The organism is Nostoc sp. (assembly GCF_036916975.1).
Classification (GTDB): Bacteria; Cyanobacteriota; Cyanobacteriia; order Cyanobacteriales; family Nostocaceae; genus Nostoc.
This window is the reverse complement of the sequence record NZ_JBALFF010000079.1, coordinates 102744-117967: the sequence shown is the minus strand read 5'-3', so window position 1 is coordinate 117967 and position 15224 is coordinate 102744. Positions and strand designations below refer to the sequence as shown.

General features: G+C 42.6%; 17 protein-coding genes and 1 pseudogene. 4 read left to right on the top strand and 14 right to left on the bottom strand.

Annotated elements, in window-relative coordinates; all coding sequences use genetic code 11:
- The first annotated feature begins 165 nt into the window (after nt 1–165).
- Nucleotides 166–762, top strand: coding sequence for an urease accessory protein UreG (ureG, locus tag V7K73_RS19625; RefSeq protein ID WP_334882234.1), 597 nt, complete (start codon nt 166–168; stop codon nt 760–762).
- A 376-nt stretch (nt 763–1138) separates the two neighbouring features.
- On the opposite strand, the gene V7K73_RS19620 is transcribed toward ureG, so the two are convergent.
- Together V7K73_RS19620 and V7K73_RS19615 are read right to left on the bottom strand one after the other, a co-directional pair.
- Nucleotides 1139–3022, bottom strand: coding sequence for an ABC transporter ATP-binding protein (locus tag V7K73_RS19620; protein WP_334882233.1), 1884 nt, complete (start codon nt 3020–3022; stop codon nt 1139–1141).
- Nucleotides 3023–3051: 29 nt separating this feature from the next.
- On the bottom strand, nt 3052–3189 hold the full coding sequence (locus tag V7K73_RS19615) for a hypothetical protein (RefSeq protein WP_334882232.1): 138 nt from the start codon (nt 3187–3189) through the stop codon (nt 3052–3054).
- 507 nt (nt 3190–3696) lie between these two features.
- Between V7K73_RS19615 and V7K73_RS19610 the strand changes: the two genes are divergently transcribed.
- Nucleotides 3697–4158 carry a hypothetical protein gene (locus tag V7K73_RS19610; RefSeq protein ID WP_334882231.1) on the top strand — a complete coding sequence of 154 codons (462 nt, stop codon included), beginning with the start codon at nt 3697–3699 and terminating at the stop codon, nt 4156–4158.
- 226 nt (nt 4159–4384) lie between these two features.
- Here the strand turns inward: V7K73_RS19610 and V7K73_RS19605 are convergent, their stop codons facing one another.
- The gene (locus tag V7K73_RS19605; protein ID WP_334882230.1) at nt 4385–4957 is read right to left on the bottom strand and encodes a single-stranded DNA-binding protein; all 573 of its coding nucleotides are present in this window, start codon (nt 4955–4957) and stop codon (nt 4385–4387) included.
- A 281-nt stretch (nt 4958–5238) separates the two neighbouring features.
- Nucleotides 5239–6495, bottom strand: coding sequence for an FAD-dependent oxidoreductase (locus V7K73_RS19600; RefSeq protein WP_334882229.1), 1257 nt, complete (start codon nt 6493–6495; stop codon nt 5239–5241).
- A gap of 218 nt (nt 6496–6713) precedes the next feature.
- Between V7K73_RS19600 and V7K73_RS19595 the strand changes: the two genes are divergently transcribed.
- Together V7K73_RS19595 and V7K73_RS19590 are read left to right on the top strand one after the other, a co-directional pair.
- Complete coding sequence (locus V7K73_RS19595) at nt 6714–8027, top strand: ABC transporter ATP-binding protein (protein ID WP_334882228.1); 1314 nt, start codon at nt 6714–6716, stop codon at nt 8025–8027.
- A gap of 393 nt (nt 8028–8420) precedes the next feature.
- Entirely contained in the window at nt 8421–8813 is a 393-nt protein-coding gene (locus tag V7K73_RS19590; protein WP_334882227.1) for a hypothetical protein, read from the top strand.
- A 69-nt stretch (nt 8814–8882) separates the two neighbouring features.
- Here V7K73_RS19590 and guaA read toward each other — a convergent pair whose 3' ends face one another.
- The 10 genes and pseudogenes from guaA to V7K73_RS19540 all read right to left on the bottom strand — a co-directional run bounded on the left by guaA (nt 8883) and on the right by V7K73_RS19540 (nt 14931).
- On the bottom strand, nt 8883–10502 hold the full coding sequence (gene guaA / locus V7K73_RS19585) for a glutamine-hydrolyzing GMP synthase (RefSeq protein WP_334882226.1): 1620 nt from the start codon (nt 10500–10502) through the stop codon (nt 8883–8885).
- A gap of 224 nt (nt 10503–10726) precedes the next feature.
- The gene (gene cbiD / locus V7K73_RS19580; protein ID WP_334882225.1) at nt 10727–11842 is read right to left on the bottom strand and encodes a cobalt-precorrin-5B (C(1))-methyltransferase CbiD; all 1116 of its coding nucleotides are present in this window, start codon (nt 11840–11842) and stop codon (nt 10727–10729) included.
- A gap of 168 nt (nt 11843–12010) precedes the next feature.
- Nucleotides 12011–12256, bottom strand: a complete 246-nt coding sequence (locus tag V7K73_RS19575) for a hypothetical protein (protein WP_334882224.1) — start codon at nt 12254–12256, stop codon at nt 12011–12013.
- The gene (locus V7K73_RS19570; protein ID WP_334882238.1) at nt 12237–12515 is read right to left on the bottom strand and encodes a BrnT family toxin; all 279 of its coding nucleotides are present in this window, start codon (nt 12513–12515) and stop codon (nt 12237–12239) included. Before V7K73_RS19570 ends, V7K73_RS19575 begins: the two co-directional genes overlap by 20 nt.
- A gap of 292 nt (nt 12516–12807) precedes the next feature.
- A complete protein-coding gene (locus V7K73_RS19565; protein ID WP_334882223.1) occupies nt 12808–13140 on the bottom strand; it encodes a DUF5615 family PIN-like protein in 333 nt (110 codons plus the stop codon).
- Nucleotides 13137–13361, bottom strand: a complete 225-nt coding sequence (locus tag V7K73_RS19560; RefSeq protein WP_334882222.1) for a DUF433 domain-containing protein — start codon at nt 13359–13361, stop codon at nt 13137–13139. The genes V7K73_RS19565 and V7K73_RS19560 overlap by 4 nt, the downstream gene beginning before the upstream one ends.
- Nucleotides 13362–13419: 58 nt before the next feature.
- On the bottom strand, nt 13420–13671 hold the full coding sequence (locus V7K73_RS19555) for a DUF6887 family protein (RefSeq protein WP_334882221.1): 252 nt from the start codon (nt 13669–13671) through the stop codon (nt 13420–13422).
- Nucleotides 13658–13828, bottom strand: a pseudogene (locus V7K73_RS19550) (DUF6888 family protein); the annotation flags it as partial. The pseudogene V7K73_RS19550 and the gene V7K73_RS19555, both read right to left, overlap by 14 nt.
- A 192-nt stretch (nt 13829–14020) precedes the next feature.
- On the bottom strand, nt 14021–14317 hold the full coding sequence (locus V7K73_RS19545; RefSeq protein WP_334882219.1) for a DUF7734 family protein: 297 nt from the start codon (nt 14315–14317) through the stop codon (nt 14021–14023).
- A 17-nt stretch (nt 14318–14334) separates the two neighbouring features.
- The gene (locus V7K73_RS19540; protein ID WP_334882218.1) at nt 14335–14931 is read right to left on the bottom strand and encodes a DUF3177 family protein; all 597 of its coding nucleotides are present in this window, start codon (nt 14929–14931) and stop codon (nt 14335–14337) included.
- Between the last annotated feature and the right edge of the window lie 293 nt (nt 14932–15224).

The following is a 15224-nucleotide window of genomic DNA, read 5'->3' as shown; positions in this document are numbered from 1 at the left end:
AAACTACGGTTCTCAACTTAAATCGCGTTTAAATTCTTATTTTTCTGAAAAAGATTCCTAAAAACTGCCGTAAAAATAGAATGAAATAGCCCTGGTTGTGGGGTGGGACGAAAAGCCAGCCCTGATTGTGCAACATGTATACATAACAGCTTAGGACAAATGACAATGAATGCATTTCGAGTGGGGGTTGCTGGTCCAGTAGGTTCGGGGAAGACGGCTTTGGTAGATGCTTTGTGTAAGGGATTGCGTGAACAGTATCAGATTGCGGTGGTGACAAATGATATTTATACTCAGGAAGATGCTCAGTTTTTAGTGCGTTCTCAGGCGTTGGCTAGCGATCGCATTTTGGGTGTAGAGACTGGCGGTTGTCCTCACACTGCTATCCGTGAAGATGCTTCGATGAATTTGGCAGCAATTGAACAGTTAGAAGAACGTTTTATCAATTTAGATTTGGTATTTTTGGAAAGTGGCGGTGATAATTTAGCTGCTACCTTTAGTCCAGAATTGGTGGATTTAACAATTTACGTCATCGATGTTGCGGCTGGTGATAAAATTCCCCGCAAGGGTGGCCCCGGTATTACTAAATCTGATTTGTTGGTGATTAACAAAATTGATTTAGCACCCTATGTCGGTGCCGATTTAAGTGTGATGGAACGAGATGCTAAAAAAATGCGCGGCGATAAACCTTTTATTTTTACTAATTTGAAAACTCAGTCTGGACTTGTAGATGTAATTAATTTTGTTTGCATAAATATTTGTTGAAAAATAATTCAGAAGTCAGAATTCATATCAAGTCCGCCAAATTACCCATAATAAAAGAACCCCACCCCTTAATCCCCTCCCCGCAAGCGGGGAGGGGAGACAAAGCGTAGCTTTGGCGGGGTGGGGTTCTTCGGATTTAGTAAGTAATCAAGCGGACATGATATCACAGGCTTTTAATTGTCCGTTAAAACGGACTATAACCTTTTCTCAGTAGTCTTTAGACTAATGAGTGCTATAAGAGAGGTGAATTCATTCTGAGGCGGGCTAAATATGCATATTTAGTGGGATTGTAAAAATGCCGTTTATTCAGATGTTTGCAGACTCGCTACCCCTTTGCTATGCGCCACTTGTACAGAATTGATGCTGAATTCTGTTTCTATAAAGCCTTCAGATGCCGATTTCGCACGCGTTCAGCACTACCAGTAGGAATCGCAGCAATTAATTTTTGCGTATATTCCTCTTTGGGTTCTTGATAAATGCTTTCGGCTGTGCCTTCTTCAACAATTTGACCGCGATTCATGACTAAAATGCGATCGCTCATAAATTTCACTACACTTAAATCGTGAGAAATAAAGATATAGGTAAGCTGAAAGTCTGACTGTAACTCTTTAAGAAGATTTAATACCTGCGCCTGTACTGAAACATCCAGCGCTGAAACTGATTCATCGCAGATGATAAACTTAGGATTTAACGCCAAAGAACGAGCTATACAAATCCGTTGGCGTTGACCACCAGAAAACTGATGAGGATAGCGGTTAATTGCATCTGCACTCAATCCCACCCGTTCTAAAAGTTCGACTACTCGCACTCGTCGTTGTTGCTTTGTCTTACCCACACCGTGAATTAACAATGGTTCCATCACCGCATCCCCAATCTTCATCCGTGGATCGAGAGAACTAAAAGGATTTTGGAAGACTATTTGCATTTCCCGCCGCAGTTTCTGCAACGGTTCACCTTTGAGGCTAGTAATATCTTGTTTCTCAAAGATAATCTCACCACTCATCGGTTCAATTAATCGCAGCAACGTTCTGCCAAGAGTGGTTTTACCGCAACCAGATTCTCCTACTAAACCTAGTGTTTCTCCTGGTTTGACATCAAAAGAAACGCCATTAACTGCCATATTGTAGCGTTTTGTCCCACCAAACACCCCGCGCACTGGAAAACCAACTTTTAGGTTGCGGATTTGCAGCAGGGGTTCCAATTGATTGAAGTTTGCCAATCTTGCAGCAATCTCTTCTGTGGTAACTTCTGTGGGTTGTGGGGGTTCTTTCGGCTGAATTACTACTTCTCCCGTTGCTGTCTCTTCTGCACTCATGTAGTCAGAAACGGTGAGTAATTTTTGGGGACGGCGGTCAAGTGAGGGACGACAAGCTATCAAACCTTTAGTATATGGATGCTGGGGACTGCTGAAAATTTGCCGAGAAGTATCAGATTCGACAACTTTACCTTTATACATCACCGCTACTTGGTCAGCAATTTCTGAAATTAGCCCCAAATCGTGCGTGATGAAAATCATTGCCATGTCACGGCTTTGTTGCAATTCTCGCAACAAGTCTAAAATAGTCGCTTGCACCGTCACATCCAAAGCTGTGGTTGGTTCATCGGCAATTAAGATTAATGGGTTGCAAGAAATTGCCATTGCAATCATTACCCGTTGCAGCTGACCCCCAGAAAGTTCGTGTGGGTAGCGTTCCAGCATGGCTTCTTTGTGTTCTTTAACCAACTGTGCCAACTTTGGCCCATCTGGTTTCGATGACTTGCTGTTGGTTGGATGCCAATCGATATACTGCTGTTGGATTTCCTCATCGCTAGGTAGAAGTTTAACCTCTTGTAGACCTGCGATCGCAATTTGTCGTGCTTGGGCTGCTGAGACATTTTGATGCCGCATAATCGCTTCTGTTAGCTGAAACCCGATGTTATAAACCGGATTAAGCGAACTCATCGGTTCTTGAAAAATCATGGCGATGTCGCCACCCCGGTGTAGCTGCATTTGCTCAGGAGGCAATTTTACCAAATCGATGGCATTGGCATTCTCTTGAGGACGAAACCAGATTTCACCGCCAGTCACTATCCCAGGACTTTGCAACAAACCCATCACAGCTAGGGCTGTCACTGATTTACCACTCCCCGATTCTCCTACTATTCCTAGAGTTTCACCTCGATGCAACCCAAAGGAAATACCATCCAAAGCTCTGACAGTATTGCCATCACCGGGAAATTCAACTTGGAGATTGCGAACCTCTAGGACAGTTTCTCTCATAGGAGTTGGGTAGAAATATTAACTTAAAATTATTTGGATTTTAACAGTTTTGATATATTATGTGGATAAATTCGGTTTTTACCCTCTTTGGCAATTTTTCTGACATCGCATACTTCCACAATATACATAGAACTGCTTGTGATTTGTGCAAATTGCGATCGGCTCATGGTATCCTCGCTTTTCAAAGTTCCAGTCTTTACATAACAGCATTACCCACAGAAAGTTGCCACCACGAACAAAACAAAGAAAATTTTCCCTCCCTGAAACCCTGTTTTATCGTTAAGCGGTTACTTGGCAAAAATCCTTATTTAATAAGACTTTTAAGCTAAACCCTGTTTTTTATTCCAATAATTCTTATACCCCGGCTTATAACTGCACTAATAAAAAAGATCGGGAGATTTGCATAAAAATACTTCATTCCGATGATGGAAATAAGGAGCAGTTCTAAAGATATTGGACTGCGTGACAAAAGTATTTTTAGAGAAGCAACTTTTCATGCAAACACGTAATTTCTTTGTTTCTATCACAATTGCTCTGCTTTCGGGCGTAATTTGTTTCAGAGCTACCTCTGAGTCAGCAGTTGCTAAACTAAACCACATCTATTTTGCATAATTTGAAATTGTACATTTCTTGTGGGGTGGGCGACACGAGCGCCCAGTATATGCAAGTTAAATGTGGAACAGCTTACCACTGCTCCAACTGTCAGCACCATTGCTCAAGCTATCGGCAACAATAATGCCAATAACTTAGACGGGACGTGGGATTACCAAGTCAGTCTTCCTGAGAGTCAATGCAGTGTACAAGGTGCTTGCTCGATTAAGATTGTAGGCAGTATCGGGCATTATGTGTTGCCTACTAACACCGATAATAAGAATGGTGTTTTTCTGGTCAATGTTTATCCAACTACTATCAACCGAGGACAGCCCGTCGTCACTATTACAGGAATTGGTTCAGGACTTACGCAAAAACTCTCTCAAACTCTTATTCCTCTGTGTCGCGCCAGTTGCTTCAAGTCGGGGAACCCGCCCAACGCACTGGCTTCTCTGCGTCCTCTGCGGTTCGTTTTTTGGTCATTTTGCGTAAGTCCTATGCTTTTTGCTAAGTATGTAAGCAAATTGAATACACACCAACTTTAGAGGATGAATGAACAAGTTTTGGGCGAATAAAATAGAGCCTCTGGCACGCTGACGCGGTAAGCGAAGCTATGCCGAAGGCTTTACGCTACTACACAAACTCTCGTCCACCTCCGTGGACTAATACACTCATCAAGGGTTTTTAACCTGGGTCGGCAGGTTTTGTCTGTGTAGCCGCGGTTTCTAACCGCCAAGGCTAGTAATAAATTAGACTTGTTCATTCAACCTCTTAGAACGGAATATCATCTGGATCTGGTTCTTCCGCTTTCACTGCTGGATAAGTGGTTCGCTCATAATTTGTGGGTTGGGGTACGGGTTCGTAACTTGTCGCTTGGGGAGCAACACCAACAGGATTTGTAGCCGGGGTAGGCGCTGGACGCGGTGACTCGTAACTAGGAACGTCTTTCTGTGGAGGACGAGATGCTGATGGCTGTCGTGGAGCAGTTTCAGTGAATGATGGAGTTACGATCGCAGATGGTAATGGATCGGTATTAAAACTACCTCCAACAGATTGAATTTGTTGGACTGTCAATTCAGCGCGTTTTTCTTTAAAACCTTCTTGACGTTCAACAGTATTCATGCTTAAACGTCCTACTATGATGACGCGATCGCCTTGGTGGTAGTTTTGCTGAATTTCTGTCGCTAAATTCCCCCAGCCGACAACCTTCAGCGTGGCTGGCGGATCTTCTGGTTTCTGGGAATTGGGAAACTGCACCAGCATTTCCGTAACTCCCAGATTATCGGCTGTATAGCGCAGTTGCGGCTCGTTAATAATTTCCGCCATCAAAACGCAGTTGTTCATTAAAATTACTCCTGACTGCAAAAAGTACTGATTCCAAAAGAAAAGGTTTTTCTATGTAGTGCCAATTAATATCTAGATAGGTTTAATCGGGGAGCATTTTTTAATAATGTTTGAACAAATTTTCTGCATCCATTTTTAATTTTTAGTTATTTCTAGCATAAAAGCCAAGCGATCGCTTTGAACAGCATTAAATATGCCGCCCGCCACCCTCGCCTGACTAAATGAGCATTGAATTCTGTCTGGAGTAGTATAATTGTACTACTAATTGATTAAATAGAAAATTAAGTCTTGACGTGAACTGGAAAAACACCCAAGGCGATCAACCTGGCTGGAAGGTCGCCCAAGATGGGTAAGCGCAAAAATGCAGGTGGTACAAAGGTGCGATTGGATGTGAGAACTGGGGCAAATACCCGCTTTTGGATAAAAGTTTGAAACGCCTGAATGATGCGTGTGGGTAACTCGCGTTGACGCTGTACTTTTGCTAGATGGCTAAGTTGTACTTGTCCGTTTTTAAGTGGTTTGCTGAGTACATTCGCTGCGACTACAGCATCTTGAATTGCGTAGTTAATGCCAACTCCACCGACGGGGGACATTATATGGGCAGCATCACCAATGAGTAACAAACCTTGACGATACCAGCGTTTGACGCGGCTGGACTCCACTGAGAGAAAAGCTATTTGTGACCAATCATGTAAATTTTGGATGCGTTGTTGGAATTCTGGCACTACTTCCACAACAGATTTTTTAAATTCCTCCAAACCAGCAGCCCGCAGTTGTTGATAGCCTCCCTTGGGGATGACATAGGCAACTTGCCACTCATCACCACGGTCAAGCATGGCAATGATTTTACCTTGACCAAAACGCGCCATTCCCCCTTCAGAGTCTTCTGGCTGACGCGGTAGGCGCAGCCAGAGGACATCCATTGGCGGCGAGGTTTCGATGGATTCAAACTCACCCAGGTGGCGTAAACGTGAGTGGCGACCATCTGCACCTACTGTCACTATTGCCCGGATTTCATGCCAACCACCGCCTCCCCGATAGCGGACACCTTGAATCACGCCATTTTCCGTAATTAATTCCTGCACATTCGCACCCATTACCAGATGGAAATTAGGATATTTTTGTGCTTCTTGGGTGATGAACTCCAGGAATTTTACCTGGGGAAGCATCGTAATGTAGGGGTAATGGGTTTTCAAATGACTAAAATCTGCCAACGTGACAGTATCTTGAGCAGTTTTAAACCTAATTTGGCGCATTTTGGCATGGGGGAGTTTTAGCAAGCGATCGCTAAGTCCCAATTCTTCCATAATTTCCATCACCGACGGATGAATTGTATCGCCACGAAAGTCGCGATCAAAGTCTTTGTGCGCTTCCAACAGCATCACCGAAATGCCTTGACGCGCTAACAACAGCGCCAAAACTGCTCCTGCTGGCCCCCCACCCACAATGCAACAATCTGTAGTTTGTTCGTCTACAATGTCATGGACAGGGTTAACGCTTGGATCTTGGGAAAGATTTTTAGGTACATCGGTAGTCATAACAATACCTCTTGATAATTCGTAATTCGTAATTCGTAATTCGTAATTATTTGTTGGCAGTCCTAAAATTTAGTGTAGTTTGCTTTTTATACTGCAAGCTGTTTTTTTAACTTTTCGTATTTAGATAGAACCTGTATTATGATGAGCGCTAAACTATCATTTGTCACTTGTCCCTTTTTCAATCCAATTCCCAATTCCCAATTCCCAAATAATTAATTGTGTCCCAAGTTATTTTAGAAAACGTTTATAAAAGTTTTTCCGCGCGGAAAGGGGAGGGTGTAAATTCACAAACCCAATCTTCCCTCATGTCTGAGGATAAAACTGATGTAGCGCAAGAACGTGCGGGAAGTGTTAATGTCTTGCGACGGATTAACCTGACGATCGCAGATGGCGAGTTTATGGTGCTGGTTGGCCCTTCTGGTTGTGGTAAAAGTACCCTGCTACGCTTAATCGCTGGTTTAGAAGTGATGACTGGCGGTAATATCTGGATAGGCGATCGCTTAATCAATGACCTACCACCCAAAGAACGCGACATCGCAATGGTATTTCAAAATTACGCCCTCTATCCCCACATGACGGTGTACGACAACATCGCCTTTGGGCTACGCCGCCGCTTTGGGAAAGCAGAGGAAAAAATTACTCCCTCATCCCCCTCATCCCCTCATCTTCCGACGTGGGCAGAAAATCTCTTCGTGGGTGCGACCAGAAATTTACCTAAAGGACTGCGCTACATTTCTGAGAAAGAACGCGCGGTGGATGAACAGGTGCGTAGTGTTGCCCAATTGTTGCAAATCGAAACATTGCTGAATCGCTTACCTAAACAGCTATCTGGAGGACAAAGACAACGGGTTGCATTGGGACGAGCGATCGCGCGTGACCCCCAAGTATTCTTAATGGATGAGCCGCTTTCTAACTTAGATGCCAAACTGCGGGCAGAAACCCGCGCTCAAATTGTCAAATTGCAGCGCCAACTGGGGACAACGACAATTTACGTTACTCACGATCAAACAGAAGCGATGACAATGGGCGATCGCATTGCGATTATGTCTGAGGGTAAAATTCAGCAAGTTGCTTCTCCCTTAGAACTTTACAACCGCCCTGCTAACCTTTTTGTCGCAGAGTTCATTGGTTCACCACCGATGAATTTTATTCCTGTAGAATTTCATGCCCCACAGTTGATTACTCATTCCCAGTTTCGTTTCACCCTCCCAGAAGTTTGGGGAAAAGCTCTACAAAAATACGATCGGAAAACTCTAATTTTAGGCATTCGCCCAGAACACTTGAATTTAAGTATGCCTGCTACGAAAAATCTACCAGTGCAAGTAGATTTGGTAGAAAATCTCGGCAACGATTCCTTTCTCGCTGTTAAAATTGCCGAACCGGAATCTCAAAAAGTCACTACCAATTACTTACAAGTGCGAATACCACCAGACCGATTTGTACAAGTTGGGGAGCAACTATGGTTATCTCTGACTACAGAGAAAATTCACTTTTTTGACCCCGAAACTGAGCTAGCAATATTTCCCTTTTGACCTCTCCCCGGCTTGCGTAGGTTGGGTTTAGTTCCTCAAACCGACCTACGATTCTCCTTAACCCAAGGGTATTGCAAACTGAATCATAATTGCGATCTCAAGCCAGAGATCACAGGTTTTATAATAAATTTAATTTATCCTTTTAACAAATAAGACTATTTGCTTTTATTGCATAAGCCGCTTTATGCTGAAATCAGCAGATATCTGTACTTTGAACAAATATCAACTTGGCTTGGGATTAATATAAGCCTTTGGCTGAGTAATTAACTTTGCAAATCTCTAGTAGAGCGATCGCTTAAATAAACATACCATTTTAAATGGCGCAAGAAGCAAACTAATGCTAACTAAATTACCCAAAGAAACTTTGATAAAACCAAGGAGAATAATAATTAAATGCTAGAACAGCAGATTGATTATCCTACCAGACCGAAGACAAGTGCAATGATCATGAAACTTTTTCAAATCAGTTTAGTGGTCTTAGTACTTTTGATCAACTTAGCAATTGCTTTCCCCTCTTGGGCAGAAAAAGCGCCTTCTTTAACTAGTAATGCTGACTACTTTCAAGTAGGGCAAAAAGTCATTTGGCTTTACAAGCCTCGTGCGGATTCTAGCGATGTCCAAAGAATTCCCGCCGAAGTAGTCAAGTTAAGTTCCAAGCAAGTGCAAATCAAGGTTTACAAACATAATCACGAATTTGTTAATCGTTGGGTGAATCCAAACAAGCTTGAGAATTCCCAAAAAGTTAAAGAGTCAATACTAGGACTTACGCAAAAAAAAAAGCACTGAAAGCCTTGATTTATCTTAGGGGCAATTCATGAATTGCCCCTACATTTCGTAAGTCAACTCAAAACTTGGTTACTCCCATTCAATGGTTCCAGGCGGCTTAGAGGTGATGTCATAAACCACCCGATTCACCCCTTTCACCTCATTCACAATCCGAGTAGAAATCACTTCCAGTACATCGTAAGGGACTCTTGCCCAATCAGCAGTCATGCCATCTTCACTAGTAACAATCCGCAAAACAATTGGGTAAGCGTAAGTGCGTTGATCCCCCATAACGCCAACACTACGAATTGGCAGCAATACAGCAAACGCTTGCCAAAAATCATGATACATGCCGCGTTGGTTAATTTCTTGCCGGACAATCAAATCTGCATCGCGCAAAATGTTTAACCGCTCAGATGTGACTTCTCCCAGAATGCGAATTGCCAAACCAGGACCAGGAAAAGGTTGTCGTTGGACAATTTCTTCTGGTAAACCAATAGAACGCCCTACTTTGCGGACTTCATCTTTAAATAGTTTCCGCAGTGGTTCCACCAATTTAAATCTTAGGTCTTTGGGCAAACCGCCAACATTGTGATGACTTTTAATTTTCACCGCTACCCGTTCACCAGTTTGGGTATCAACGTTGGTGTCAGCAGATTCGATCACATCTGGATAAAGAGTTCCTTGAGCCAGGTAGTCAAAGTGACCAAGGCGCTTGGATGTTTCCTCAAATACAGCAATAAATTCGTGTCCGATGCGGCGGCGTTTTTCTTCAGGATCTGTGATATCGGCAACTCTAGCTAAAAAGCGATCGCGGGCATTAACATACTCTACAGGAATGTGAAATTGCTCTTGAAACAGCTTTACTAATCGCTCTGGCTCATACTTTCGCATAAAGCCTTGATCAATAAATACACAAGTTAATTGGTCACCAATCGCTTTATACAGCAAGAAGGCCAAGGTAGAAGAATCCACCCCACCAGACAACGCCAACAGCACCCGCTTTTCACCAACTCTGGCGCGAATTTCCCGAATTGCCTCTTCGACAAAAGCTGCTGTTGTCCAAGTGGGTTCGCAATCGCAGATGTGGTAGACAAAATTACGGATTAATGCTATTCCACCAACAGAATGCACTACCTCTGGATGAAACTGAACGCCGTAAAGTTTCCTTTCGTGGTCAGCGATCGCAGCACAGGGAGTATTTTCTGTATGCGCCAGCAATTCAAACCCTGATGGCATTTGGGTAACTGAGTCTCCATGACTCATCCACATCGTAGTGCCATCTTCGACATTAGTGAGCAAATCTGTGGGATCATCAATATATAATGAGGCTTTGCCGTACTCACCTCGGTCAGCCTTTGCCACTTCCCCACCGAGTTGATTTACCATCAACTGCATTCCATAGCAAACACCCAAAACGGGTATTCCCAAATTCCAGATTTCTGGGTCACAATGGGGAGCCTTATCGCCATAAACCGAACTCGGCCCACCGGAGAGAATGATTCCTTTAGGATTGAGTTGGCGCAAATGTGCAGAAGTAGTGCGATAAGACAAAACTTCAGAGTATACTTGAGTCTCGCGGATGCGACGGGCAATCAACTCAGAATATTGAGAGCCGAAGTCTAGAATTACAATCAATTGGCGATCAAGTCTCCCAAAATTTTCTAATGTTTGGGGCGCTTGTTCTGTTGGTATCACCGCTGTATTCATGACGGGAGTGTTATGTCTGTTAAGGGTAGATGCTTTGTGGTCTATGGTGATGCTATTATTCAGCCTGGGTAGGCTGATAATGATATAGAGAACCTTTACAAAGGCAAGGTTATGTGCGTTTGTCGAGTTCCTGAGTCGGAGATGGTATTAAAACGATAAATGTACTCGAGAGTGGTTACTTAGAAGATTATTTATTTGAATTGTTTACGATTATTCATAATAAATTAACATAATTTTTCCATCAACAGACCAGCAGTTTTACTCTTCACGATAATTTTGCGATCGCGCTCAAAGAGAACAGAGCCAATTATTGTATTTCCTGTGCTGCTTTGCTTATGGTTTTGGATGTATTCTTGAGAACGTACATCGATAGTTTTGGCGATCGCACTGTAAACTTGATTTACCCAATCACTACCAGTTGCAGCATCTAGGAATTTTAGATATGTTAGTGCGGCTTCGGCGGTTGCACTGTTAAACACAGCTTGGATATCTGGTGATTTTAAACCTGCGATCGCACAGTGGGCTGCCAAAATTTCCCGCCGTCCATCAGCCAAGTAGTGATGCGTGTGAAAAATCCCTCCAGCCAGTTTCATCAGCTTACCGTGATAGCCAAATAATAAGATTTCTTTCACGCCCAGCACATCAGCTTCTACTAACATTGGGCCAAGCCAGTTAGCAGTTTTGACCAATTGTTCAGGATTAATCCCTAGTTTCCGCGCCAAATCTAGGCCATTTTCGCCGATACAGAATACTAAACTCTCAAAACGACTGGCTTTATTTTCTAACTGAGCCCGAAAAACTGCAAGTTGATCTGGTGTACTCAAGGGTTGAGAAATGCCAGTTGTCCCTAAAAGGGAAAGTCCTTCAACCACACCAAAAGCAGAATTTGAAGTCCGAACAGCAAGCGATCGCCCTTCGGGTAAAATAATCGTCACCGTGATTTTTTCCCCCGGTGCTAGCATGCGTTGCAAATTTTCTTTTAAGAGCCTTTGAGCATAAGCATAAATAGCCGGCTTGTCGTCAGCATTTAATTGCCTACCAATTCCTTCGCCACCTTTAATAATTACAGCATCATCACCCTCTTCTCGCCATTCTACCAATGCCCAAATCGGTGTATCTTTAGTCAGGTCGAGATTATCACCAGGATCGCTGCGGGCGATCGCTAAAGCTGTATTCTCAGATAATCCTGCTACTTGTTCAATGGGGATTTGTGCGATTTGAGCGGGTTCAATCAAATCTATAGATGCTAAAGTTAGGGGTTGGCGATCGCGTAACCAGTGTAAAGCTGCAACAGCAGCAGCGCAGGCAAAGACGGGAAGTGTGTATCCAGAACGGGACATTTTTTAAATTTAAAAGTTAAAATAATTCTTCAAAAAAAAGACAGTTTTAGATGGCAATTTAGACCTATCTGTAGCTTGCTTGCTTCAGGGTAACGTTCCTGTTCAGGGGATGTAAGCAAGCTTGAACTCAGCACCAGAGTCCTTCATCCGTCGGCTGCATTGGGGTTGTTAGGCTGTGTCGCCGTCTGTAACTTGTGGCATTGACTCAATTATTGCCCTTAGCACCTTATTGACTGATTCTGGTGTTGTAAAAACTTCAGCTACATCTTCATCTAGAACCACAACTTTTAGCAGTTGCTTTCTTCTACTTTGAGCGGCGAAGCGGTTGGACTTCGCCTTTTTATAATCAAAGTGGTACTCAGCTAGAAGCTCGTCATCTGAATTGTATGACTCTTCAAAAGGCGTTTTGTTCATAATCTTCACGCTCCCTTCGAGTGGCTAAACGGGCACTGATAATGCGAATGGCATTATCACGTTCGGTGAAAGAAATTAATAGCAAGCGATTGTTTCGGGAGTGTCCAATAATAATCTCTCGCTTCTCACCCACTGAGTGAGCTTCATCATCAAAAATAACTGCCAGTACATTATCAAAAACGGTCTTAGCTTCTTCAAAGCTGACACCGTGTTTTGTTAGGTTAGCTGTTGCTTTTGATTTATCCCACTCAAACTCCATGTCTAAATCATATCTGAGGTTCAAAATCCGCGTTGACGATTCCGGCGATCGTGCGGCTCTTTTCGTGCGTCCGCCGAATCGACGAACATAGCGAGAACCAATGCGGACAATCCAGATTTGAGCGTCTGGGTGACAGGCTTCGAGGCGATCGCAGGCAGTTTTCCGTGCTAACGCTTGATTCTACTTAAGTTTAATCGCCCAACCGAAGAATAACTATAACTGCCCAATTCGGCATAATATCCACAATAATAATACTCCCGGTGCGATCGCATTGTTCTGCCGTATTTTCAACCTACGCTAACACCAAAATACTTTCCACTTCGCTATCTGTAAACTTGCTGATTATACCAAAGTTATCACGCAGGATTTGGACAATTTTAGAAGTCGGGCTGTTGCCAATACGGAGATAGATAAATTTGGGTGGATGACCATAGAGAAGACTGCGCTGATGAAAATCAGAATCTTTGGAAGCAATTACAAAATCGTGTACTTTAGCGTACTCCCAGATAACCACATCGTCCGTGTTGATTAACCCTAAAGTTTTAACGTGTACTGAATCAGGATACAAATCTATAATCCGTAAAATAATCCGATCAGACAGATTTTCGTCTAGAAGCAGTTTCACAGGGATACCACAAATAACTTCTTCTCACGATCAGCAGCAAAAGCTAGACACGCTTTGATATCTTCAGAAGTTAATTCAGAAAAATCCTCTAGGATTTCTGCTTCAGTCATTCCAGCAGCAAGATACTCCAAAATATCATAAACAGTGATTCGCATTCCCCGGATACAGGGTTTACCACTGCGTTTTCCAGGTTCAATCGTAATAATGTTGTGGTAATTCATAAATTAGTCAAGATAATAGTTTCGACCACCTTCAAACATCGATTCTAGCTGTCACAGATCACTCTTGGTCAGTCGGCTCCAACGCAGTGTTAGTCTGCTGACTAATGCTTCTTGCTGCTTCTAGCTTTTGGCGAATCGCTGCTTGAACCTTCTCATCAAAATCGGGATCGTTGGGGCTTGCGACAATCCTACGCGGACGCTGATTAATCCTGTCCAAGTATGCTTGAAAAGCAGCTTGATCTCCCCGATGCTTGAGAAAATACTGTTTCAATTCAACATCAGACATTGAATCGTAATTAATTCGGCTCATCAGACAACTCTCTGTTGGGTAAAATTTGGAATTCAATCTCTTCGTCATACCCAGCAAGGATGTATATATTACGAGTCCGATTATCAACGCAAATGAGGTATATGGGCTGAAGCATGATATACGTCAATTGATAGCTAATACGATACAAACTTGCTACTTGAGCAGCAGTAAGGAACGTGGATTAAATAAAATGCAACACTTCATCAATTATCTAGCTTCCCTCTCCAATATATCGGAGAGGGATTGAGGGTGAGGTAAGCTAGGAACATAAATTGTATGTTATTTAATTCTTCTTCCTGAGCATTTTAGTTAATTACACCAAAATTACGAATTACGAATTAGTAATTAGTCAAACACCTACTTCTGATAATACAGCTTCCATAGCTTCGGAAGAAATTCCTTGTTGAATATAACGGGGTGCTTCAGGATTGTAAGGACTAGCTACTCGGTCAATGTTGAGGATGTTTGCCCCATCTGGTAAAACTGGTACATCTGCATCAAATGCTGTAGGACGCATCAAAGAACTGGAAAAGCCTTTGAAAATAGCAATTGTATCTTGCTCATCAGCAATTTCCACCGTTACAATTAGAACTTCTTGGGGACGTTTAGCGGTGTATTGTTCCAGTCGCTTGCCAATGGAATCCATTTTTTTAAGAGTAATGCTTACTGTGGTGTAGCCGAGCGTCCCTGCTTGCCCAGCTTAATCAAAACAAAGTAGCTTAAGTAAAGCACATAAATTACTAAACTAGCTATGCCGAGAAAACCTAAAAACTCAGCCTTGCTATTAGCATGAAAATATTCTTTGAATAGCAACGGAGCCTCAAACCAGACCCGACAATAGGAAGTTTTAAGCACATTGCTAGAAAAAGCACAACCCAAAAAAGGGATAAAAGCTACTGCACCCAAAATACAATAAACAGTTGTCGCCCAGCGCCAAGAAGTAAAAATAAATTTCAAAGCACCACTGCTTTGATACTCAATTTCATCGTTGATATCCACCCAGAACCACAGCGAAATCGGGATCAAAATCTCAGCTATCAACCCAGAGATAAAGCTAACTGGATACTGGGCAATCATTAAGTAAATCGTGATTGCTACCAGGCTTGATACTCGCCAGTATATAGCCAATAAGCGTTGTATGCTTTCTGCTTTTTGCACAAATGCCCAAATCAGAAGAATTAGCGGAATAATTACCAGGAATAATACTGCTAGTCGGTAATCCATCCAGATGAAAGGGCGAAACCAAACGTTATAGTCCATAATTTTTCTCAAACGATAAATAAAACATTTTTAACCAAAAACAAGTATCCATAACTAATAAACCTGTAAGCTAGGGCTATTTCGTTTTAGACATAAACTGCCCATAACTAAAGTTCTTTGGCTTTTAGCAAAAGTCTGTTAAAAGGGACTATAACATGAGTCTCAGTCGTCTTTAGACGAGTTTCGCTATACGCCTGGTGAATTCATTCTGAGGCGGACTAGATGAGAATGAAATAGCCCTGCCTGTAAGCTATTAAGTAAGTAGGCATAATTAAATATAAGATAAAACCTCA